The sequence below is a fragment of the Kitasatospora sp. NPDC029367 genome, assembly GCF_055569135.1.
Genome location: NZ_JBVHYH010000048.1, coordinates 48,436 through 69,505 on the forward strand (window position 1 = coordinate 48,436; position 21,070 = coordinate 69,505).

The following is a 21,070-nucleotide window of genomic DNA, read 5'->3' on the forward strand; positions in this document are numbered from 1 at the left end:
GCTCGCAGAGCGCACGCCGTTGCGCGGAGGTGCTCACCAGCGTGCAGGCCCGCCGCACGCCCTCCCATCGGCCTGCCCGCCCTCCCATCGGCCGCGCGCCCTCCGTCCGTCCTCGGCCTGGACCGACGCACCCGCCGTCCGGCCCGGGCCCCGCTCCTCACAGCGTGAGAGCCCGGGCCCCGCTCCTCAGAGCGTGAGGGCCCGCGCCGACGCCCGCACCGGGGACGGGAGTTCGGTCCGCCCGCGCAGGTAGCGGTCCACCGCCGCGGCCGCCGACCGGCCCTCCGCGATCGCCCAGACGATCAGCGACTGGCCCCGCCCGGCGTCCCCCGCGACGAACACCCCGTCGGCGGCGGTGCCGAACCCGTCGTCCCGCTCCAGCGTCCCCTCCGGCCCGATGCCCAGCCCGAGTTGGGCGTACAGCGGCTGGTCCGGCTCCGGCCCGACGAAGCCCAGCGCGAGCAGCGCCAGCTCCGCCGGGAGCACCCGCTCGGTGCCCGCCCGGGGGCCGCGGTCGCCCGGCTCGGCCTCGGCGTAGCGGACGGCCGCCAGGCGCCCGTCCGGCCCCGGCTCGAACCCGACCGTGACCGCCGCGAACACCCGGCCACCGGCCGACGACGACCGGCCCGCCTCCTCCCCCGACGCCGACCCCGACTCCCCCGACGACGCCCCCGCCTCCCCCGACAACGACGACGACCCCGCCCGCCCCGCCAACTCCTCGTGCGAGGTGGTCTCCCGGTACACCTTCGGGTGGACCGGCCACGGCTGCCCCGGCCCGCGCCGCTCCGGCGGACACGGGTTGATGTCCAGCTGGGTCACCGAGGCCGCGCCCTCGCGCAGCGCCGTCCCCAGGCAGTCGGCCGCGGTGTCCCCGCCCCCGACGACGACCACCCGCCGCCCCCGCGCGGACAGCGGCGAGACCTCCCGGTCCCCCTCGTCCACCCGGTTAGCCCAGGTCAGGTACTCCAGGGCCGGGTGCACCCCGGCCAGCCCGCACCCGGGCACGGCCGGCACCCGCCAGGCACCGGCCCCCACCGCGACCACCACCGCGTCGTACCCGGCCCGCAGCTGCTCCCCGGTGACGTCCCGCCCGGCCCACACCCCGGTGCGGAACTCGGTGCCCTCGGCCCGCAGCTGCGCCAGCCGCCGCTCCAGCCGGTGCTTCTCCAGCCGGAACGGCGGGATCCCGTAGCGCAGCAGCCCGCCCGCCCGGTCGGCCCGTTCGTAGACGGTGGTGGCGTGCCCGGCCCGGGTCAGCTGCTGGGCCGCGGCCAGCCCGGCCGGCCCGGAGCCGATCACCGCCACCCGCCCGCCCGGCTCCGGCCGCTCGGGCGGCTGCGCCGCGTCCCAGCCCTCGGCCCAGGCCCGGTCGGCGATCGCCAGCTCCACGTTCTTGATCGTCACCGCGTCCCCGTCGATCGCCAGCACGCAGGCGCTCTCGCACGGGGCCGGGCAGAGCCGCCCGGTGAACTCCGGGAAGTTGTTCGTGGCCAGCAGCCGGGCGGCCGCGGCCCGCCAGTCCGCGTCCGCGACCAGCCGGTTCCACTCCGGCACCAGGTTCCCCAGCGGGCAGGCCGCGTGGCAGAACGGCAGCCCGCAGTCCATGCAGCGCTCCGCCTGTCCGCCCACCAGCGGCAGCAGCGCCCCCGGCCGGTACACCTCCCGCCGGTCCCCCAGCCGCTCCCGGGCGTCCCGGCGCGCCCGCTCCGCGCGCGGGGTGGTGAGGAAGGCCATCCGCTCTGCCATCGAGGCCTCCGGCGGGGCGTACCGAAACGGACCGGTGGCCGCCCGGCGGCGCGCCACCGTGTGGCCACCGTACGCCCACGAAGCGGCACGCGACACCCGTGCCGGCCGGGAATCCGTGCCCCGCTCTCCACTGCCGTGAGCACGCCAGGGAGAATCTCCCGCATGAGCCACACCGTGCTGATCGCCGAGGACGACCGCGCCATCCGCGACTCGCTCACCCGCGCCCTCACGCTGGAGGGCTACCGGGTGCGGATAGCCGCGGACGGCACCCAGACCCTGGCCGTCCTCGCCGAGCAGCGGCCGGACGTCCTGGTGCTCGACGTGATGATGCCCGCGCCGGACGGCCTGGAGGTCTGCCGCCGGCTGCGCGCGGCCGGCGACCGCACCCCGGTGCTGATGCTCACCGCCCGGGTCGAGGTCCCGGACCGGATCGCCGGCCTGGACGCCGGGGCCGACGACTACCTGGTCAAGCCCTTCGACGTGGACGAGCTGTTCGCCCGGCTGCGTGCCCTGCTGCGCCGCAACCCGCCCGCCGACACCCCCGAGGACGTCCTGACCGTCGCCGACCTGCGGGTCGAGCCCCCGGCCCGCCGGGCCTGGCGCGGCGGCGCCGAACTGGAGCTCTCCCGCACCGAGTTCGACCTGCTGGAGCTGCTCACCCGGCACGCCGGCGCCGTCCTCGACCAGACCACCCTGTACGAGCGGATCTGGGGCTACGACTTCGGCCCGGGCTCGAAGAACCTCGCGGTCTTCATCGGCTACCTGCGCCGAAAGCTCGACCGCCCGGGCCTCACCCCGCTGATCCACACCGTCCGCGGCGTCGGCTACACGCTGCGCGAGCCGTGACCGGCCCGGCGGCCCGCCGCCCCCGGCTGCCGCGCCCCGGCCTGCGCACCACCCTCTCGCTCGCCTTCGCGGTGATGGCGGCCCTGGTCGCGGTGGTGATCGGCACGCTCGGCTACCGCGCGGCGGCCACACTGATCCGCGACGACGAGTCGGACGACTTCAACTCGGCCGTCCACGCGGTCAGCGGCCAGGTGGACCGCCAGAAGCTGTTCCCGGGGGACTTCAACAGCCCGAGCGGGCTGAGCGAGCAGCTGCTGCACCCGATCAGGGTCACCGCCCAGGCCCTCGACTCGCACGGGGCCATCCTCCCGGGCACCGCGCACCTCGCCCTGCCGACCACCGCGACCGACCGCGAGCTCGCCCGCGCCGACGAGCCCGCCCGTACGGTGATCGACGAGCGCCAGGTCGGCGGCCGGACCTGCCGGGTGGGCGTGGTCTCGCTCGGCGGCGGCCGGGGCGCCGTCCAGGTCGTGCTGCAACTCGACGACATCGAGGAGCTGTTGGAGGTGCTGCGGCACCAGATGGTGGCCGTGGTGGCCGCCGTCGTGCTGGTGGCCGGCGGATCCGGGTGGCTGGTCGCCGGGCGGATCACCGGCCGGCTGGTCCGGCTGACCGACGCGGCCGAACGGGTCGCCGCCAGCGGCCGCCTGGACGTCCCGGTGCCCGCCTCGGGCCAGGACGAGGTGGGCCGGCTCGGCCGCGCCTTCGACCGGATGCTGGTGCGCCTGGCCACCGCCAAGGAGAACCAGCGCCGGCTCGTCCAGGACGCCGGGCACGAGCTGCGCACCCCGCTGACCAGCCTGCGCACCAACCTGTCGGTGCTGCCCAGCATCGACCGGCTGCCGCCCGCCGAACGCACCGCGCTGCTCGCCGACCTGGCCGAGGAGGCCCGGGAGTTGACCCAGCTGGTGGAGGAGCTGGTGGCCCTGGCGGCGGACCGCAAGGCCGACGAGGACCCGGTCGAGGTGGTGCTGGCGGAGGTGGTCCACGAGGCCGCCGGCCAGGCCCGCCGGCGCAGCGACCGGGAGATCACGGTGGTCGCGGACGACACCGTCGTCATCGCCCACCCGGACGCGCTGGCCCGGGCGGTGGGCAACCTGCTGGACAACGCGGCCAAGTTCGACCCGGCCGGGACGTCCCCGATCGAGCTGGTGGCGCACGGCCTCCGGGTCGAGGTCCGGGACCGCGGCCCGGGCATCGACGAGACCGACCTCGACCGGGTCTTCGACCGCTTCTACCGGGCCACCGCGGCCCGCAGCCTGCCCGGCTCGGGCCTGGGCCTGGCCATCGTGGCCGAGGTGGCCCGCTCGCACGGCGGCACCGCCTACGCCGCCAACCGGGTCGGCGGCGGTGCGGTGATCGGCTTCACCCTCGGCGGCTGAGCACGCCCGAGCAGTGGCCGAGCAACGCCTGGGCAGTGCCTGCGCAGTGCCCGGGCACGTCCGAGCACGCCGAACGGGCCCGGCGCGCACCACGCGCACCGGGCCCGTTCAGGTGCCGGACCGGCTCAGACCGCGGCGAGAAGTCCCCGCCCGAGCCAGTCGGCGTCGTCCTTCACGCCCGGCAGGACGAAGAAGTACCCGCCGCCGGTCGGCGAGATGTAGTCCACCAGCGGCTCGTCGATCAGCCGGGTCTGGGTGGCCTCGAACTGCCGCACCACGTCCTGCTGGTAGCAGCAGAACACCAGGCCCATGTCCAGGTTGCCCGCCTTGTCCACGCCCCGGTCGTAGTTGAACCCGCGGCGCAGGATGCGCGAGGCGTCGGTGTCGGCGGTGCGCGGGTTGGCCAGCCGGATGTGCGCGTTGAGCGGGATCGCCTTGCCGTCCGGGTCCTTGCCGTAGTCCGGCGCGTCGTTCTCCTGGTGCCCGTCCAGCGGCGCGCCGGTGTCGCGGCGGCGGCCGAACATCTTCTCCTGCTCGCTGAGCTTGACCCGGTCCCAGAACTCGATCAGCATCCGGATGATCCGGATCACCTGGTAGCTGCCGCCGGTCGCCCAGGCGGGCTCGCCCGCGCCGTCGGTGACCCAGATCAGCCGGTCCGTCTCGCGGGCGGAGGTGGTGTCCGGGTTGGCGATGCCGTCCTTGAAGCCGAGCAGGTTGCGCGGGGCGCCGTCCGGGCGGGCGGCGCTCTTGAAGCCGTCGATCCGCCAGAGGATCTGCATCGCCCCGCGGGTGTGCCGGGTTATGTCGCGCAGCGCGTGCAGCACGGTGTCCTGCTGGTCGGCGCAGATCTGCAGCGAGAGGTCGCCGTGCAGTTCGCCGGGCTGGAGGTTGTCGTTGGGGAAGGTCTTCATCGGCGTCAGCTTGACGGGCTTGGCCTTGGCGAGCCCGTAGCGGTCGTCGAACAGCGAGGCGCCGACGCCGACCGTGACGGTGAGGTTGTCGGTGGGCACGGTGGGGCCGAGGATGCCGCTGTCCGAGGGCGGGGCGCCGACGCCGAGGTCGGGCGGGGTGCCGCCGGCGGTAAGCAGGCGGATCCGCTCGGTCAGGGTCTTGAACAGGTCCTCCAGGCCCTTGCGGTCCTGGGCGATGACCTGGCAGGAGACGAACGCGGCGAAGCCGGGGGCCGGGGTGATGACACCGGCCTGGTGGTCGCCGTGGAACGGGACGGCCCCGTTCACCGGCTGGTGGGAGTCCCCGGCGGCGGCCGGTTCGGCCCCGAGGGTGAACGCCCCGCCGGCCAGCACGGCGGCCCCGGCGCCCGCCCCGAGCGCGGCCCGGACGAAGCTGCGCCGGGCCGGACCGGCCGGGCAGCCGCCCTGGTCGGCGTCGGCGACCGTCTCTGCGACCGGCCCGGCGACCGACTGGGCGACCGGTGCGGCGACGGCGGCAGCGGCGTGCGGGAACGGGCAGGAGCCGGTGGCTGCGGTGTGGTCGGTCATCAGGCGGCCTTCCGGATCTCGAGCAGGGCGGGGATGGGCGAGAGGTCTTCGAGCAGCTGGCCGGTGGCGCCGTTCAGCTGGCGGCGGGTGCCGTCGGGCAGCTTGTCGAGCGGGGTCCAGCCGTCGGCGGTGTGCGCCGCGGCGACGAGGTCCCCGACCCGCTTCATCCCGGCGTCGACCCGGACCAGCACCTGCGGGTCACGCTCGTCGAGCAGCGGCCGGAGCAGGGTCAGCAGCTCCTGGGTGCCGGCCAGGTTGGCCTGGGTGGTGGCGAGGTTGGTGCCGCTGCCCATGTCGGTGTCGCCGGTCAGCTCGAACTGGAGGGTGTTCTCCAGGATCTCGTGGGCGCGCAGCGGGAGGTCGCCCGGGTCGAAGTCCTGGGTGGGGAAGTCGTGCACCAGCTTGGCGACGTTCTGGGCGAGTTCGTCGGCGACCGGCGTCAGGTCGGCGGCGGACTGGCCGTGCCAGAGGCCGTACTCCAGGCGCAGGAAGCCGGTGAAGCCCGGGTCCTGGGCCTTGTCGGCGTAGCCGTCGGCGCGGCCGTCGATCTTCTTGTCGAGGTCGGCGAAGGTGCCGTAGGCGGCGCCGAGCGAGGCGTACTGGAGGTGGGCGGTGAGCCAGTCCGCCTTGGCGGCGTTGAGGTCGCCGCCGTGCACGTCGGTCTGGATCTTCTGGGTCTGCGTCATCAGGGTCGCGAGGCCCTTGGTGACGTAGTCCTTGTAGCTGTCCAGCGGGGCCTTGAGGTCGTCCTCGGAGACCGGCTTGACGGCCTTGACCTCGGCGCCGCCGGAGACGTGCACGGTGGCGGAGGTGGCGGTGGTGCCGCCGGTGGGCACGCAGCGCCAGGCGTAGTCGCCGGAGCCGATGGTGGCGGTCAGCGCCCGGGTGGTGCCGGGGGCCAGGCCCTCGATCTCGCCGTAGACCGCGCCGGTGCCCGGGTTGACCAGGTAGACCTCGGAGACCTTGTCGCCGGTGTTGTGCATCTGGAACACCTGCTGGCCCGGCTGGGGGTTGCCGAAGCCCTTGCCGCACTCCTTCTCGGAGACCGCGACGGTGGCGGAGCTGTCCTGCTTGCCGTCGCTGACGGCGATCACGGCGCCGGCCACCACGACCGGTACGGCGACCAGCGCGGTCGGCAGCACCCAGCGCGGCCGCCCGGTGCGCACCGGCCCGGCCTGCTCGGAATCCGCCGCAGCCGCCGCATCCGCCGCGGGCTTCGCCTCGACCGCCGCCGCTGCGGCCGCAGCCGGGGCCGGAGCCGGAGCCGCCTTGCCGCCGCGCACGCCCTCGATGAACAGGGTCATCACGATGCTCAGGTAGGCGATGTAGCCGACGACCTGGAGGACCGTCATGGTGACGGTCAGGTTGAGGGTGCCCTGGACCAGCGTGGCGTACCAGGACGAGGCGTCCAGGTGCCCGCTCAGGTCGAAGGCGTACGAGCTGCCGCCGCCGACCAGCCCGGACTCCTGGAGGTCGCGCAGGCCGTAGCCGAGCACGCCCGCGGCGACCACGATCAGGCCGGCGCCGGTGATGGTGAAGAACTTGGTGAGGTTCATCCTGAGGGCCCGGCGGTACAGGCCCCAGCAGAGCGCGACGGAGAGCAGCAGGCCGACGGCGGCGCCGATGATCGGCCCGGTGGACTCCCCGGCGGTGCGGGCGTTGGTCCACAGGAAGAGCGAGGTCTCCAGGCCCTCCCGGGCGACGGCGAGGAAGCTGGTGAGCACCAGCGCACCCGCACCCATGGCCAGCGAGGCCTGGACCTTCTCCTTGATGTCGGCGGAGAGGGTGCGCGCGGAGCGGCGCATCCAGAACACCATCGCGGTGACGAAGCCGACCGCGATCAGGCTCAGCACCCCGCCGAACGCCTCCTGGGCGTGGCCGGAGAGGTTGGCGGCGGTGAAGGTGAGTACCGCGCCGAAGCTGAGGCTGAGTGCGACGGCCGCCGCGACGCCCGTCCAGACCTGGGGGAGCCGGCCCTTCTGACCGGCCCGCACCAGCGTGGCGACCAGGATCGAGACGATCAGGCCCGCTTCGAGTCCCTCGCGCAGCCCGATCAGAAAGCTCGGAAACGCCTCATCCCACATGCAGCGGGCTCCTCCCCCGGGCCGCCCCGGGTCGTACCTGTCTGGAGTGCGCCGCCGCGGCGGCGGCGGAACGGCACGGCGAACGCCCCGGACACCGTGGTCCAGGGCGTTTCGCTTAGCTTAGGCAAACCTTAGAGGGACGGCGGTCAACTGCACCCCCCGTTCAGGTAAGGGTTCGGTATGGGAACACCCATGCTCCGGCCAACTCCGCACGTCGGAGCCGTCGGAGCGGTCGGGACCGTCCGCGGCCGGGCCGGGTCACCCCCACCACTGCTCGGGTGCCACCCCGGGCCCGGGCTCCGGAGGGACCGTCACCGGTTCGGCGCAGCGCACCAGCAGCTCCCCCTCCTCCGTTCCGGTGACCAGGAAGCCCCGCTCCCGCAGGACGAGTGCGGCCGCCCCGCTCAGCGCCGCCCGCGCCGACCCGGAGGGCTGACCGTCCGTCTCCACCCCGGGGGACCAGCCGACCGCCACCCCCTCGGGGTGACGGTCGATCGACAGCGGCGAGGTGCCCGGCGTGGTGTCGAACCCGGCGCGGGACAGGGCCTCGGTGACGGACTCGAGGAGTTCACGGTGATCCACCATTGGCGCAGCGTAGGCCCGGCCCGGTGCGGCACCCGGACGCGGCACGCGCCGAAACGGTTCAGCTGCACCCGGGCGCAGCATCACCCCCGCCCGCCCCGACCGGCGGCCAGCCGATCGGGCGTCAGCAACCCCCGTCCGGCCCGACACGAGCGGCCGGACGGCCCGATGGACGTGCACAGTCGGCCCCCTGCCGACAGCATGACAGAGTAAGCGCTCCATCACCCTGAGCAACGGGTCCAGTGAACCGCCCAGGTCCGCGCGCCGGTCCACCCGGCGGACCCGTATCGAGAGGTCCCATGATCACAACACTTCGCCGGCCGGCGTCCTCGCCGACGGGCCTCCACGCCGGCACGCCGAGAACGCCGGGGAGCCCGTCGTGAGAACCGACCAGCAGTCGCAGCCGGGACCGGTGACCAGCACCCGCGCCAAACCGGCCAACCCGGCCGAAGCCCTCGCCGACTGGACCGACGGCCGGCTCGGCATCTACTCCCTCGCCAAGGCCAACCTGCGCAAGATCTTCCCGGACCACTGGTCCTTCATGCTGGGCGAGATCGCGCTCTACACCTTCGTCATCATCATCCTGACCGGCGTCTGGCTGACCCTCTTCTTCAATCCGAGCATGGGCGAGGTCGTCTACGACGGCTCCTACGTCCCGCTCAAGGGCATCCGGATGTCCGAGGCCTACGCCTCGACGATCAACATCAGCTTCGAGGTCCGCGGCGGCCTGCTGATGCGCCAGATCCACCACTGGGCGGCCGTCGTCTTCATCGCCTCGATGCTGACCCACATGCTGCGGGTGTTCTTCACCGGCGCCTTCCGCAAGCCCCGCGAGATCAACTGGATCTTCGGCGCGCTGCTGCTGTTCCTCGGCATGTTCGACGGCTTCATGGGCTACTCGCTCCCGGACGACCTGCTCTCCGGCACGGGCATCCGCTTCATGGAGGGCGCCGTGCTGGCCGTCCCGATCGTCGGCACCTACCTGCAGTTCTTCATCTACGGCGGCGAGTTCCCGGGCACCGACATCATCCCGCGGCTGTTCACCGTCCACATCCTGCTGATCCCGGGCATCATGGTGGGCCTGCTCGCGGCGCACCTGATCCTGGTCTTCTACCACAAGCACACCCAGTTCGCCGGGCCCGGCCGCACCAACGACAACGTGGTCGGCATGCCGCTGATGCCGGTCTACATGGGCAAGGCCGGCGGCTTCTTCTTCCTGGTCTTCGGCGTGATCGCGTTCATGTCGGCGATCGCCACCATCAACCCGATCTGGGCGTACGGCCCCTACCGGCCGGACCAGGTGTCCACCGACGCCCAACCGGACTGGTACATGGGCTTCTCCGAGGGCCTGATCCGCGTGATGCCGGGCTGGGAGATCAGCGTCTGGGGCGGCCACACCCTGAACCTCGGGGTGTTCATTCCGCTGATGGTCTTCCCGACGGTACTGCTCGCCATCTGGTGCTGGCCGTTCCTGGAGGCCTGGGTCACCGGGGACCGCGGCGAGCACCACATCGCCGACCGTCCGCGCAACCACCCCGTCCGCACCGCCTTCGGCGTGGCCTGGATGGGCCTCTACCTGATCCTGCTGGCCGGCGGCGGCAACGACCTGCTGGCGACCCACTTCCACCTGTCGATCAACGCGATCACCTACGCCGTGCGGATCGGCTTCTTCGCCCTCCCGGTGGCGCTGTTCGTGGTCACCAAGCGCTGGTGCCTGGGCCTGCAGCGGCGGGACAAGGAGAAGGTGCTGCACGGCCGGGAGACCGGCGTGATCAACCGGCTGCAGCACGGCGAGTTCATCGAGGTGCACGCGCCGCTGCCGCCGGGCCGGGTCTACACCCTCACCTCGCACGAGCAGCCCGAGCCGGTCGAGCTGCAGCCCGAGGTGGACGAGAACGGCGTCGCCCGCCGGGCCGGCCTGTGGACCCGCACCCGGGCCAAGCTGTCCCGCGGCTTCTACGGGGAGGGCAGCCAGATCGCCAAGCCCACCGTCGAGGAGCACGAGGAGATCACCAGCGGCCACGGCCACCACTGACCGCGCTCCCGGCACGACCAGGGCCCGCTGCACCGGAAACGGCGCGGCGGGCCCTGGTCGTGTCGTGAGCGCGGATCGGCGGTTCAGCCCCGCAGGGCCGCCGGGACGACGGCGAACAGCGCCGCCGCCAGGGTGACGGAGAGGCAGAGCGCCGCCCAGCGGGTGCAGACCCGGCGGCACTCGGCGCGGTAGCGGGCGGCCAGCCGGCGGCAGCGGTCGACGGCGCGGTCGACGACCTCCTCGGCGTAGCGCAGCCGGTCGGCGGCGTAGGCCCGCTCCAGGTCCTCCCGCTCGGCCTCCGGCAGCCAGGAGAACTGCGCGGCGAAGGCGCGGGCGTCGCGTTCGGCCGCCGCGACCTCCGCCTCCCAGGCCAGGAAGCCCTCGATGCGGGCGATCTCCACCCGGGAGTTCATCCGGCCGCCGCCGGCCGCGCCGCCCTGGCGCGGGGTCCGCGCCCGCGGTGGACGCCGTCTGCCACTCATGCCCGCTCCTCACGTCCTGTCGGGTCGTCCCGCCGGAATTCCTGCGCGGACGGGCTCCTGCGCGGAGCCGCTCCGCGACCACGCAACTACTACCAGCGACGAACCGCAGGTGGCGGGCGGCTCGCCACGGCCCCGGCCGCCCCGAAAAACTTGCGTGCCACGCACTATTGCGCAACACGCATGTTTGACGGGAGAGTGGTGCCATGACGGACGGAGAGCCCGGACTGCGGGAACGGAAGAAGGCCGCGACGCGGGAGGCACTCAGCTGGGCGGCGCTGAGCCTGGCGGTGGAGCGGGGACTGGAGAACGTCCGGGTCGAGGACATCGCGGCCGCGGCCGGGGTGTCCCCGCGCACCTACAACAACTACTTCTCCAGCAAGGCCGAGGCGATCGTCTTCCGGCACCGCAACCGGATCCTGCGGGCCGCCGAGGCCCTGGCCACCCGCCCGTCGGAGGAACCGCTGTGGGAGGCGCTGTCCCAGGCCCTGGTCGAACCCTTCGAAGGCGCCGAGGAGGAACCCGCCCCCGGCTGGGTCGCCGCCCTACGACGACTGCTGCGCGAACCCTCGCTCCAGGCCGAGCTGTTCCGCGGCGGCGCGCAGACCAGGGCCGGGCTCACCGCCGCGGTGGCCGCCCGCACCGGCACCGATCCCGACCGGGACCTCTACCCGAAGCTGGTGGCCGCCGCCGCGCTCTCCGCGCTGCAGGTCGCCAACGAGCACTACCTGGTCGCCGATCCGGTGGTGCCCTTCAAGTCGCTGTTCGCCGAGGCGCTGCGCCAGCTCGCGGCCGGGCTGCCCGATCCGTCCATCCGGTGAACCCATCACACCCCTGGGGGAATTGACATGACCAACGAGGTCGTCATCGTCGGCGCAGGCCCGGTCGGGCTGTTCCTGGCCTGCGAACTGACCCTGGCCGGCGTCCGGCCGGTGGTGCTGGACCGACTGGCCGAGCGCTCCGGCGAGCAGAAGGCCAACGGCCTGGTCGGACAGGTGCTCCGGCTGCTCGACCACCGCGGCCTTCACCAGCCGCTCAGCGGTGCCGCGGGTGCGCCGCGGCCGATACCCCGGTTCGTGTTCGGCGCCTTCCCGCTGGAACTGCACCGGCTCGACGACAATCCGCTGCACGCCCTGCCGATCCCGCAGCACCGGATCGAGGCCGTCCTGGAGGAACACGCCCTCGCGCTGGGCGTCACCATCCTGCGCCGGTGCGAGGTCACCGGCTTCACCCAGGACCAGGACGGGGTCACCGTGGACCTCCACGACCCGGACGGCGCACGGCAGTTGCGCACCCGCTACCTGGTCGGCGCGGACGGCGGCCGCAGCACCGTCCGCAAGCACGCCGGCATCGGCTTCCCCGGCGTCACCTCACCCGAGCCGGTCTCCCGGATCGCCCACGTGCTGCCGCCCGAGGGCCTGAGCACCACCGACGACGGCAGGATCCTGCTGCCCGGCTGCCCGACCCCGTTCGGGCCGTGGACCCACACCCGCACCGAGCACGGCGTGTTCGTCATCTCCCCGTTCGGCCCGGCCGCCACCATGATCGCCACCATGGAGTGGGGCGGCCCGCCGGTCGACGAGGCCGGCCCGCTCACCCTGGACGAGCTGCGCGCCAGCATCCGCCGGGTCACCGGCGCCGACCTGCCGCTCGCCCCGGCCCGTACGGCGGGACCGTTCACCCCGCGCCGCACCGTCGGTTACAACACCCGGCTCGCCGAGCGGTACCGCGAGGGCCGCGTCCTGCTGGTCGGCGACGCCGCGCACGTGCACGCCGCGACCGGCGGCCCCGGCCTCAACCTCGGCCTCCAGGACGCCGCCAACCTGGGCTGGAAGCTCGCCGCCGAACTCCGGGGCTGGGCCCCGCCCGGCCTGCTGGACAGCTACCAGCACGAGCGCCGGCCGGTCGGCGAGCGGGTCTTCATGCACTCCCAGGCCCAGCTGGCCCTGATGGCCCCCGGCCCCGGGATCACCGCGCTGCGCGCCCTGGTCGGCGAGCTGATCGCCCACCAGGACAACCTCGCCCGGATAGCCGCCCTGATGGCGGGCAGCGACGTCCGCTACGACACCGGCTGCCCGCACCCGCTCGCCGGGGGCTTCGCCCCGGAGCTCGCCCTCGACACCCCGACCGGGAGCACCCGCCTGGCCGAACTCACCCACAGCGGAAGGCCCTTGCTGCTCGACCTGACCAACGGCACGCTCGGCCTCGCGGACCGGGCGGCCGGCTGGAAGGACCGGGTCGACGTCCACGCCGCCCACTGCCCCCAGGCACCGCCGCCCGCCGCAGCGCTGCTGCTGCGCCCGGACGGCTACGTCGCCTGGGCCTGCGCCCCCGGCGAGGCCGATTGGGAGGGGCTGGACCGGGCGCTGCACGGCTGGTTCGGCGAACCGCGGATCTGAGTACCCGCACCCGGGCGGGCTCCGGTGGCCCGCGGCCCGGCTGTTCCGACGGGCCCGGGTGGCCCTCTCCCTGGTGGCGCCGGCCGCGCTCACGGTCGAGTTCTTCGCCATCCTGAGCATCGGCCCCGGCGTGTGACCCCCGGAATCCCACCGGGCACCCCCTAAGGTCGTCGCGGCCGCCCTTCGACGGGCGGAGGGAACCGGACGAACGGGGAACCATGCGCATCGGAATCATCGGCACGGGCATGGTCGGGCAGACCCTCGCGGACAAGCTGGTCTCGCTCGGCCACCAGGTGGCACTGGGCTCCCGGAGCAAGGACAACGAGAAGGGGCTGGCCTGGGCCCGGCAGGCCGGCCCCGCCGGCAGCTGCGGGACCTTCGCCGAGGCGGCGGCCTTCGGCGAGGTGGTGCTGAACGCCACCGGCGGAACGGTCTCGCTGGCGGCGCTGCGCGCGGCCGGGGCGGAGCACCTCGCCGGGAAGCTGCTGATCGACGTGTCCAACCCGCTGGTGTTCGGCCCCGAGGGCGTCACCCTCGCCCCGTGCAACACCGACAGCATCGGCGAGCAGATCCAGCGCGAGTTCCCCGAGGCCCGGGTGGTGAAGGCGCTCAACACGCTGAACTGCGAGCTGATGGTCGCACCGGACAAGCTGGCCGGTGAGCACAACCTCTTCATCGCCGGGAACGACGACGCCGCCAAGGCCGAGGCGGTCGCCCTGCTGGGCGAGTTCGGCTGGCCGGCCGACTGGATCGTCGACCTCGGGGACATCACCGGCGCCCGGGCGACCGAGATGCTGATGCCGTTCTGGCTCCGGATGATGGGCCACTTCGGCGACGCCGCCTTCAACTACTCCTTCCGGCGGCCCGCGTAGCCCCCTGCCCCAGGCTCGCCCTCCCGGTGGTGGGGCGGGCCCGGCGGGCGCCGACCGGCCGTGGGGGACAATGGTCGGCATGTCCCGACGTCGTTCCGCGCCCCGCCCCGCCGCTCCCCGGCTGCTGCCGTCCTCCCCGTGCCCGTGCGGCCTGCCCGCCGCCTACGGCGACTGCTGCGGCCGGCTGCACCGCGGCCTGGCGAAGGCCACCACCGCCGAGTCGCTGATGCGCTCCCGGTTCAGCGCCTTCGTCGCTCAGGACGAGGCCTACCTGCTGCGCACCTGGCACCCGGACACCCGGCCCGACGAGGTCGACTTCGACCCGGCCCTGCGCTGGACCGGGCTGGAGGTGCTCTCCACCAGCGAGGGCGGCGCCTTCCACGCCGAGGGCACGGTCGCCTTCCGCGCGCACTGGACCGAGGACGGCGAGCAGGGCGTGCTCAGCGAGCACAGCCGCTTCGTCCGGCACGAGGGCGCCTGGGTGTACCTCGACGCCCTCTCGCTCGGCTGAGGACCGGCCGGCCGGGCCCGCCCTACAGGTAGTCGTCCAGCCGGCCCAGCGAGTAGCCGGCCGCCGTGACCTCGTTGAGCACCTTGCGCAGCAGGTCCGGCATGGTGGCCTTCCAGTCGGAGATGCCGCGGAAGTGGGTGAGGATGATGTCGCCCGGGTGGAGCGTCCGGTCGTCGTAGCGCCACTCCATGTGGTCCGGGAAGGCCTCCTCGTTCCACAGCGGGACGGCCTGCACCCCGCAGGAGGCGGCGGCGCGCAGGGTGTCGTCGTTGTACTCGCCGTACGGGGGGCGGAACAGCCGGGGTCGCACGCCGATCTGCTGCTCCAGCTGGTCCTGCTGGTCGCAGATCTCCCGGCGCTGGGTCTCGTAGTCGAGGACCTTGAGGTTGCGGTGGTTGATCGTGTGGTTGTTGATCTCCACGCCCTGCTTGTGCAGGTCCCGGAAGTAGCCGTAGTTGTCGCGGACGAGGTAGTCGGAGAGGAAGGCGCTGAGCGGGATCCCCAGCTCCGCCGCCATCCGGGAGAACTCCGGGTCCTTCTCGAAGCCGTCGTCGATGGTGAGGAAGACCACCTTGTCCTGGGTCGGCACCCGGAACACCACGGGCGGGCGGCCGTCCTTGAGCTTGACGCCCTGCACCGGGGTGAGGACGGCCTTGGCCGCCGGGCGGGCCGGGGCCTTGAGCGGCGGGCGGTCCAGGCCCCAGCGCTGGGCGGTCTCCAGGGCGGCGCGGGCCAGGTCGGCCTGGCGGGCGGCCGCCTCGCTGCTGGTCTCCTCCTGTTCCCGGGCCAGGCCGGGGAGCAGCGGCGGAGCGGGTTGGGGCGCCCCGGTGGCCGTCGACGCCGCAGCGGAGCCGGCGGGCGCCGCGGGAGCTCCGGCGGCGGGTGCCCCGGCGGCCGGGGCGGGCTTCGACGGGGTAGCGGGACCGGCGCAGCCGGTGACCACGGCGGTGAGGCAGACGGCGGCCAGCAGGCCGGTGCGTGCGCCGCGCCGCTGCTGACCTTTCCTCAGATCCCCGTTAATGCGACAAACTGATGGTCCGTTCATAGCTGCTACTGCTCCCCCGCCGGGCGCTCCCGCCAACCCTCCGTCACCCGCCCGGGGCAACGGCACGCCGCCCGCCTTGCCGATCCTTTGCCGAATCCTCCGCCACCGGCAGGAAAACCCTTTGCGACCACGGCGCCCGGAAACGGATCATGCGCGCATGACCGACCGCTGGACCATCACCACCACCGACGTGACCACCCCCGAGGCCACGGACCTGCTGCGCGAGTACTACTACGACGTGGCCAACCGCTACTACCGCCTCCACCTGGGCCGCGAGGGCACCCCGGAGGAACTGGAGTCCGGCCTCGCCGACTCCCCCAGCGACGACCTGGCCGCCCCCGCCGGCCTCTTCCTGCTCGGCCGCTACGACGGCGCACCCCAGTCCTGCGCCGGCCTGCGCCGCTACGACGCCACCACCGTCGAACTCACCCGGGTCTTCGTCCGCCCCGGCCTGCGCGGCACCGGCGGCGGCGCCCAGCTGCTCGCCGCCGTCGACCGGGCCGCCCGCACCATGGGCGCCGAGCGGATCGTCCTGGACACCCGCCTCGACCTGATCGAGGCCCGCACCCTCTACCTGCGCAACGGCTACCGGGAGATCCCGGCGTACGGCGACACCGGCCCGTACTCCGAGGTCTGGTACCGCAAGGACCTCACCGGGCCGGACCGCCAGGGGAGTTGAGGGCAGCGGGCGGCCCCGGCTACCGCGCCCCGGCCGCCCGGCGGCGCTCCAGGGCCGCGGCCAGCTCGGCGGCCGAGGGCGGGTTGGCACCGGGGCGGGAGACGGTCAGCGCGGCCGCGGTGACGGCCTCGGCCAGGCAGTCCGCCAGCGCCTCGCCGGCCGCGCGGGCGTGCAGCAGGGCCGCCATGAAGGAGTCACCGGCGCCGACGGTGTCCGCCACCGCGACCGGGACGGCCGCCACCCGCTCCCGGCGGCCCTCCGCGGTGAGCGCCAGGGCGCCCTCCGCCCCGAGGGTCACCGCGACCACGGCGGGCCCCAGGGCGAGCCAGCGCTCTGCGACCGCCTCGACGGGCTCGCCCGGGTAGAGCCAGGCGAGGTCCTCGTCGCTGGCCTTCACCAGCTCGCTCAGCGCCACGCAGCGCTCGACCCGGCGCACCGCCGCCGCCCGCTCGCCCATCAGCGCGGGGCGCACGTTCGGGTCGTAACTGACCGGCACCCGGTCGCGCCAGCGCTCCACCAGGGCGAGCACCGCGGCGGCGCCCGGCTCGGTGACCGCGCCGATCGAGCCGAGGTGGATCGCGGCGGGGGCGGCGGGGAGTTCGGTCGGCGGCAGCGTCCAGCCGATGTCGAAGGTGTACTCGGCCCGCCCCTGCCCGTCCAGCCGCACCACCGCCGAGGGCGTCCGGGCCACCTCGGCCGCCCGGACCACCACCCCGGCCGACTCGAGGTGGCGGCGGATCAGCCGCCCGTCGGCGTCCGGCCCCAGCTCGGTGAGCAGCACCGCCGGGTGGCCCAGCCGGGCCAGGCCGTACGCCACGTTCGCCGGGCTGCCCCCGGGGTGGACCCGGTCGGGGGCGCCGTCCGTACGGACGATGTCGGCGACGCACTCACCGATCACCAGAAGGTGCGAAGCGGGGCTGATCACGGCGGCTCCTGGCATCCGGTACGCGGGCGTCGTCCGGGGGCCAGCCTACGCGGTGCCTCCGGGAGGGCGTCCGGGCACAGGAGTACGGCCGCCGGACCTGGCCAGGTTCTCCGACGGCCGTGGCCCCGTCCGTCAGGGGACGGAGCACTACGAACGCTAGCCCCGGCCCGGGGGCGCCGCCAGCACCGTGGTCCGTCCGGGGGACGCGCGCGTGTCGGCACGGTTCGGCCGGGCGGAGCTGACGGTCCACTAGCATCCGTCATCCGTGGCCGGTGCGTCGCGGACGCACCGGCCACGACCCTCCGGCCCCGACCCTCCGAAGTGTGGTGATCCCCCTTGGTCCCGCTGCGCAGGCTCCGTGCCGGGCTCGCCCCGGCGCTCGCCCTCGGTGCGGTGCTGCTGGCCGCGAGCGCCCCGCCGGCCACCGCCGCGGACGGGCTCGGCGACCCGGTCTTCCCCTCGCTCGGCAACCCCGGGTACCGGGCGCTCGCCTACGACCTGTCCTTCGAGTACCGGGCCGACACCCGGACCGTGGACGCCACCGCGGTGATCACCGCCCGGACCACCCGGACCACGGCCGCCCTGTCACTGGACGCGCTCGGGCTCGACGTGCACGCCGTCCGGGTCGACGGGCGGGCGGCCCGGTTCGCCGTCCACGACGAGAAACTGACCGTCACCCCTGGGGAACCGCTGCGCCGCGGCAGCACCGCGCGGCTGACCGTCGAGTACACCGCCGACCCGCGCGCCGCCCTGCCGCACACCGGCTGGGTGCCGACCGCGAACGGCTTCGCGGTGGCCGGGCAGCCCGCCAGCGCCCACACCGTCTTCCCGTGCAACGACCACCCGAGCGACAGGGCCCGCTTCACCATCACGGTGACCGCGCCGGATCCACTGCTGGGCGTCGCCAACGGGGAGCTGACCCGGACCGTGCCGCTCGGCGACGGCCGCACCACCCGGCGGTACGTCTCCCGCGAGCCGCTGGCCACCGAACTCGTCCAGGTGTCCGTCGGCGACTACACCGTCCGCCGGCACACCGGCCCGCACGGGCTGCCGCTGCGCGATGTCGTACCGACCGCCCGGGTCGCCGAGCTGGCCCCGGCCCTGGACCTCACCGCCGACCAACTCCGCTGGGCCGAGCAGCATTTGGGGCCGTTCCCGTTCGAGTCCTACGGCATCCTGCCGGTCGACACCGACGACCCGGCGGCCTTCCGCTTCACCGGGCTGGAGACCCAGACCCTCACCCTCTACAAGCCGGGCTTCCTGCGCCAGGCCGAACCGGCGATCGGCTCGCACATGATGCACGAGCTGGTGCACTCCTGGTTCGGCGACAGCGTCACCCCCGCCACCTGGGCCGACTTGTGGCTCAACGAGGGCCATGCCGACTACTACGGCCTCGCCTACCGCTACGAGCGCGGCTGGCCCGACGCCTGGGGCGACACCACCCTGACCGCCCGGATGCGCCGGGTCCACCGCCTCGGCGACCAGTGGCGGCACGACTCCGGCCCGGTCGCCTCGCCCACCGCCGACACGCTCTTCGACGACCAGCGCTACACCGGCGGCGCCCTGGTGCTGTTCGCCCTCCGGGAGAAGGTCGGGGCGGCCACCTTCGACCGGATCGAGCGGACCTTCCTGCGCGAGCACCGCCACGGCACCGCCACCACCCGGGACTACGTCCGCACCGCCTCCGAGGTCTCCGGGCAGGACCTCACCGGCTTCCTGGACGACTGGCTGTACGGGCGGCGCACCCCGCCGGTGCCCGGCCACCCGGACTGGACGGTGGCGCCCGTGTCCACCGCTCCGGACGCCGCCGGCGCACGCCCCGCCGGCCCCCGGACGCCGGAGCACTCGGGAACGGTCTGACCCGCTTCGCGGGGTCCGACCGGCTTGCGGAGCTTTCGGACGCTCCGTCGCCGTTCGCCCGCCCGGGCGCGCCACCGTGCACGCCCGGGCGCCCCCGTGCGCCCCTGGCCGTCCGGGGGCGGACGGGCCATGGTGGTCCCCACGGCCCGCCTGCCGCCCGGCCTAGCCCCGGCCGGCACGCGGGCCGTCCAAACCCTTCCTCCCCCGGTCAGGCCTGCGGCTCGGCCTTCCGGCCACCGTCGAAGCGGTAAGTGGTCTGGCCGAAGCCGCCCTTGGCGAAGGCGAGGACCTTGGCGGGCCGCACCGCGAAGACCAGGGAATCGCCCCCGTCCTGGTGGGCGAAGCCCCCCGCCGTCACCCGGAACCGCCACTCGCCGTTCCACTTGGTCGTCCAGGCGGCGGCGAGGCGTTCGAGCGCGGGGCGCGCGGTGACCCGCTCGGCCAGGCCCTCCACCACCACGTCGAGCCCCCGGTCCCAGTGGTTGCAGCCGGTGGCCAGCGCCACCTGCCGGTTCCCGTCCAGGTTCACGGCCTTCTGCTCCTCGGTGCCGGTGGTGAAGTGCAGTCGCCCGTCGAGCCACACGGCCACCAGGGGCGTGACGTGGGGGCGTCCGTCGGACCGCACCGTGGTGATCCAGAACAGCTGTGCCGACTCCAGCACCTCACGGACGGTCTCCCACGGCGTCGCGCCCGCCCCGGGGTCGCTGAACCGTTCGTCGAACCGGACTTCCGGGTCGTTCACGCTCATTGGTCGCTCCCTCAGGAGGAGGTGGCCGGACACCACCGGACCACGATCGGCGGCTACGGGGCAAGGTAACCGCCGGCCCCGGCCGTCGACGGCGACACGCCCCACCGTGCGCCCTTGCGGCCGGAGGGCCGTCGCGGGGACCCTTGGGGCGGACGGCGGTCGGCCCACCCTCGCGTTCGAAAGGGCGTCCCCATGCCTCAGGACACCGCTTTCACCCTCCCCTTCGACGCCGCGACCAGCCCGGACGCCGCCGCCGCCCGACGGCGCAGCCTGCTCTGGAGCCGGCGGCAGGGGCTCCTCGCGGACCCGGTCGACGAGGCGCGCTTTCTGCGCTGGGACATCGCCGGACTGATGGCCGTCTGGAACCCCCGGACGGGCGGGGCCCGGCTGGACCTGACGGTGGACGCCGTGGTGGTCGCCACCTTCCTCGACGACCACGTGGACGGCCCGCTGGCCGACCGGCCCGACCAGGTGGGCGCCGTCTGCGCGGACTTCACCCGCGTCATCGCCGCCGGCGGCCGGCCCCCGGCCGGTGCCGGGCCGCTGCTGCGGGCGTTCGGCGACGTGTGGCGGCGCCTCGCCGACGGCGCCTCCCCCGCCTGGCTGGAGCGCACCGGACAGCACTGGCAGTGGTTCCTCGGCGCGTACCCCCAGGAGGCCCGGAACCGCGCCCACCGACACGTCCCGACCCTCGCCGAGTACGCCGAACTGCGCCGCCGCTCCGGCTTCGTCCACGCCATGCTGGACCTCAGCCAGAAGGCCTACGGCTTCGAACTCCCCGACCGGCTGTACAGCCAGCCCGTGGTGCGCCGGATGCTCGACATCACCGCGGACGTCGTCGACACGCTCAACGACGTCCACTCCGTCGAGAAGGAGGAGTCGCGCGGCGACCTCCACAACCTCGTCCTCGTCATCGAGAACGCCCCGGACCGGGCGCGTGCCCACGCCGGGGAGCGGGGCCGGGAACGGGAACGCGCGGACACCATCCGGGAGATCCAGGGCATGGTCACCGCGTGGTGCGAGGAGTTCCTCGTCCTGGAGCAGCGACTGGCGGACGGCGTCGGGGCGCGGGACGCCGGAACCGCCGCCCTGATCACGGACTGCATGCGCACGGCCATGAGCGGCTACCTGGAGTGGAGCAGGACCACCCGCCGCTACTCCCACCTGGTGCCCGCCGGCGAGGCCGCCCTCGCCGCGGACCTCGCCGCGGACCTCGTGCGGGCGGACTGACCGTTCCCGCAGGGCCTTTCGACGGTGAGCCCGGGCCCTCGGGCCCGTCTTCAAACTCCCGTCGTTCGCCCGGAGGGCGGGCGGGGCGGCGTTGGGGTGCGTGCATCGCAAGGCGGAGGAGGGAGCCCAATGCAGCGCATTGGCGACC

18 protein-coding genes are annotated in these 21,070 nt (G+C 74.3%); 10 read left to right on the forward strand and 8 right to left on the reverse strand.

What is annotated here, in order from left to right; translation table 11 throughout:
- Nucleotides 1-186: 186 nt before the first annotated feature.
- Nucleotides 187-1,746 carry a glutamate synthase subunit beta gene (locus ACZ4W5_RS24390; protein WP_465656863.1) on the reverse strand — a complete coding sequence of 520 codons (1,560 nt, stop codon included), beginning with the start codon at nucleotides 1,744-1,746 and terminating at the stop codon, nucleotides 187-189.
- Nucleotides 1,747-1,908: 162 nt separating this feature from the next.
- Between ACZ4W5_RS24390 and ACZ4W5_RS24395 the strand changes: the two genes are divergently transcribed.
- On the forward strand, nucleotides 1,909-2,592 hold the full coding sequence (locus tag ACZ4W5_RS24395; RefSeq protein WP_360242265.1) for a response regulator transcription factor: 684 nt from the start codon (nucleotides 1,909-1,911) through the stop codon (nucleotides 2,590-2,592).
- Complete coding sequence (locus tag ACZ4W5_RS24400; protein WP_465656865.1) at nucleotides 2,589-3,974, forward strand: HAMP domain-containing sensor histidine kinase; 1,386 nt, start codon at nucleotides 2,589-2,591, stop codon at nucleotides 3,972-3,974. The genes ACZ4W5_RS24395 and ACZ4W5_RS24400 overlap by 4 nt, the downstream gene beginning before the upstream one ends.
- Before the next feature lie 125 nt (nucleotides 3,975-4,099).
- Here ACZ4W5_RS24400 and efeB read toward each other — a convergent pair whose 3' ends face one another.
- The 3 genes from efeB to ACZ4W5_RS24415 all read right to left on the reverse strand — a co-directional run bounded on the left by efeB (nucleotide 4,100) and on the right by ACZ4W5_RS24415 (nucleotide 8,142).
- Complete coding sequence (gene efeB / locus ACZ4W5_RS24405) at nucleotides 4,100-5,473, reverse strand: iron uptake transporter deferrochelatase/peroxidase subunit (protein WP_465656866.1); 1,374 nt, start codon at nucleotides 5,471-5,473, stop codon at nucleotides 4,100-4,102.
- Nucleotides 5,473-7,557 (reverse strand): iron uptake transporter permease EfeU, encoded by a 2,085-nt coding sequence (gene efeU, locus ACZ4W5_RS24410; protein WP_465656868.1) that lies wholly within the window; start codon nucleotides 7,555-7,557, stop codon nucleotides 5,473-5,475. The genes efeB and efeU overlap by 1 nt, the downstream gene beginning before the upstream one ends.
- Nucleotides 7,558-7,815: 258 nt before the next feature.
- Nucleotides 7,816-8,142 carry a hypothetical protein gene (locus ACZ4W5_RS24415; RefSeq protein WP_465656870.1) on the reverse strand — a complete coding sequence of 109 codons (327 nt, stop codon included), beginning with the start codon at nucleotides 8,140-8,142 and terminating at the stop codon, nucleotides 7,816-7,818.
- Nucleotides 8,143-8,551: 409 nt separating this feature from the next.
- Between ACZ4W5_RS24415 and qcrB the strand changes: the two genes are divergently transcribed.
- Nucleotides 8,552-10,174 carry a cytochrome bc1 complex cytochrome b subunit gene (gene qcrB, locus ACZ4W5_RS24420; RefSeq protein WP_465656889.1) on the forward strand — a complete coding sequence of 541 codons (1,623 nt, stop codon included), beginning with the start codon at nucleotides 8,552-8,554 and terminating at the stop codon, nucleotides 10,172-10,174.
- Nucleotides 10,175-10,257: 83 nt separating this feature from the next.
- On the opposite strand, the gene ACZ4W5_RS24425 is transcribed toward qcrB, so the two are convergent.
- Complete coding sequence (locus ACZ4W5_RS24425) at nucleotides 10,258-10,656, reverse strand: cytochrome C oxidase subunit I (protein WP_402476706.1); 399 nt, start codon at nucleotides 10,654-10,656, stop codon at nucleotides 10,258-10,260.
- Between the two features lie 203 nt (nucleotides 10,657-10,859).
- On the opposite strand from ACZ4W5_RS24425, the gene ACZ4W5_RS24430 reads away from it, so the two are divergent.
- The 4 genes from ACZ4W5_RS24430 to ACZ4W5_RS24445 all read left to right on the forward strand — a co-directional run bounded on the left by ACZ4W5_RS24430 (nucleotide 10,860) and on the right by ACZ4W5_RS24445 (nucleotide 14,435).
- Nucleotides 10,860-11,474, forward strand: a complete 615-nt coding sequence (locus ACZ4W5_RS24430; protein ID WP_465656872.1) for a TetR/AcrR family transcriptional regulator — start codon at nucleotides 10,860-10,862, stop codon at nucleotides 11,472-11,474.
- Between the two features lie 27 nt (nucleotides 11,475-11,501).
- On the forward strand, nucleotides 11,502-13,052 hold the full coding sequence (locus tag ACZ4W5_RS24435; protein ID WP_465656874.1) for an FAD-dependent monooxygenase: 1,551 nt from the start codon (nucleotides 11,502-11,504) through the stop codon (nucleotides 13,050-13,052).
- A 218-nt stretch (nucleotides 13,053-13,270) separates the two neighbouring features.
- Entirely contained in the window at nucleotides 13,271-13,924 is a 654-nt protein-coding gene (locus ACZ4W5_RS24440) for an NADPH-dependent F420 reductase (protein ID WP_465656875.1), read from the forward strand.
- 79 nt (nucleotides 13,925-14,003) lie between these two features.
- Nucleotides 14,004-14,435 (forward strand): YchJ family protein, encoded by a 432-nt coding sequence (locus ACZ4W5_RS24445; RefSeq protein ID WP_465656877.1) that lies wholly within the window; start codon nucleotides 14,004-14,006, stop codon nucleotides 14,433-14,435.
- Nucleotides 14,436-14,457: 22 nt separating this feature from the next.
- Here ACZ4W5_RS24445 and ACZ4W5_RS24450 read toward each other — a convergent pair whose 3' ends face one another.
- On the reverse strand, nucleotides 14,458-15,480 hold the full coding sequence (locus ACZ4W5_RS24450) for a polysaccharide deacetylase family protein (protein ID WP_465656879.1): 1,023 nt from the start codon (nucleotides 15,478-15,480) through the stop codon (nucleotides 14,458-14,460).
- A gap of 157 nt (nucleotides 15,481-15,637) precedes the next feature.
- Here ACZ4W5_RS24450 and ACZ4W5_RS24455 point away from each other — a divergent pair, with 157 nt between their 5' ends.
- Complete coding sequence (locus ACZ4W5_RS24455) at nucleotides 15,638-16,159, forward strand: GNAT family N-acetyltransferase (RefSeq protein ID WP_465656880.1); 522 nt, start codon at nucleotides 15,638-15,640, stop codon at nucleotides 16,157-16,159.
- A gap of 19 nt (nucleotides 16,160-16,178) precedes the next feature.
- Here ACZ4W5_RS24455 and ACZ4W5_RS24460 read toward each other — a convergent pair whose 3' ends face one another.
- Nucleotides 16,179-17,081: a carbohydrate kinase family protein gene (locus ACZ4W5_RS24460; protein WP_465656891.1), complete on the reverse strand. Its 903-nt coding sequence runs from the start codon at nucleotides 17,079-17,081 to the stop codon at nucleotides 16,179-16,181.
- Nucleotides 17,082-17,420: 339 nt separating this feature from the next.
- On the opposite strand from ACZ4W5_RS24460, the gene ACZ4W5_RS24465 reads away from it, so the two are divergent.
- Complete coding sequence (locus ACZ4W5_RS24465; RefSeq protein ID WP_465656882.1) at nucleotides 17,421-18,944, forward strand: M1 family metallopeptidase; 1,524 nt, start codon at nucleotides 17,421-17,423, stop codon at nucleotides 18,942-18,944.
- A gap of 208 nt (nucleotides 18,945-19,152) precedes the next feature.
- On the opposite strand, the gene ACZ4W5_RS24470 is transcribed toward ACZ4W5_RS24465, so the two are convergent.
- Nucleotides 19,153-19,692, reverse strand: coding sequence for a pyridoxamine 5'-phosphate oxidase family protein (locus ACZ4W5_RS24470; protein ID WP_465656884.1), 540 nt, complete (start codon nucleotides 19,690-19,692; stop codon nucleotides 19,153-19,155).
- Nucleotides 19,693-19,884: 192 nt separating this feature from the next.
- Between ACZ4W5_RS24470 and ACZ4W5_RS24475 the strand changes: the two genes are divergently transcribed.
- The gene (locus ACZ4W5_RS24475) at nucleotides 19,885-20,922 is read left to right on the forward strand and encodes a terpene synthase family protein (protein ID WP_465656886.1); all 1,038 of its coding nucleotides are present in this window, start codon (nucleotides 19,885-19,887) and stop codon (nucleotides 20,920-20,922) included.
- Nucleotides 20,923-21,070: the final 148 nt, after the last annotated feature.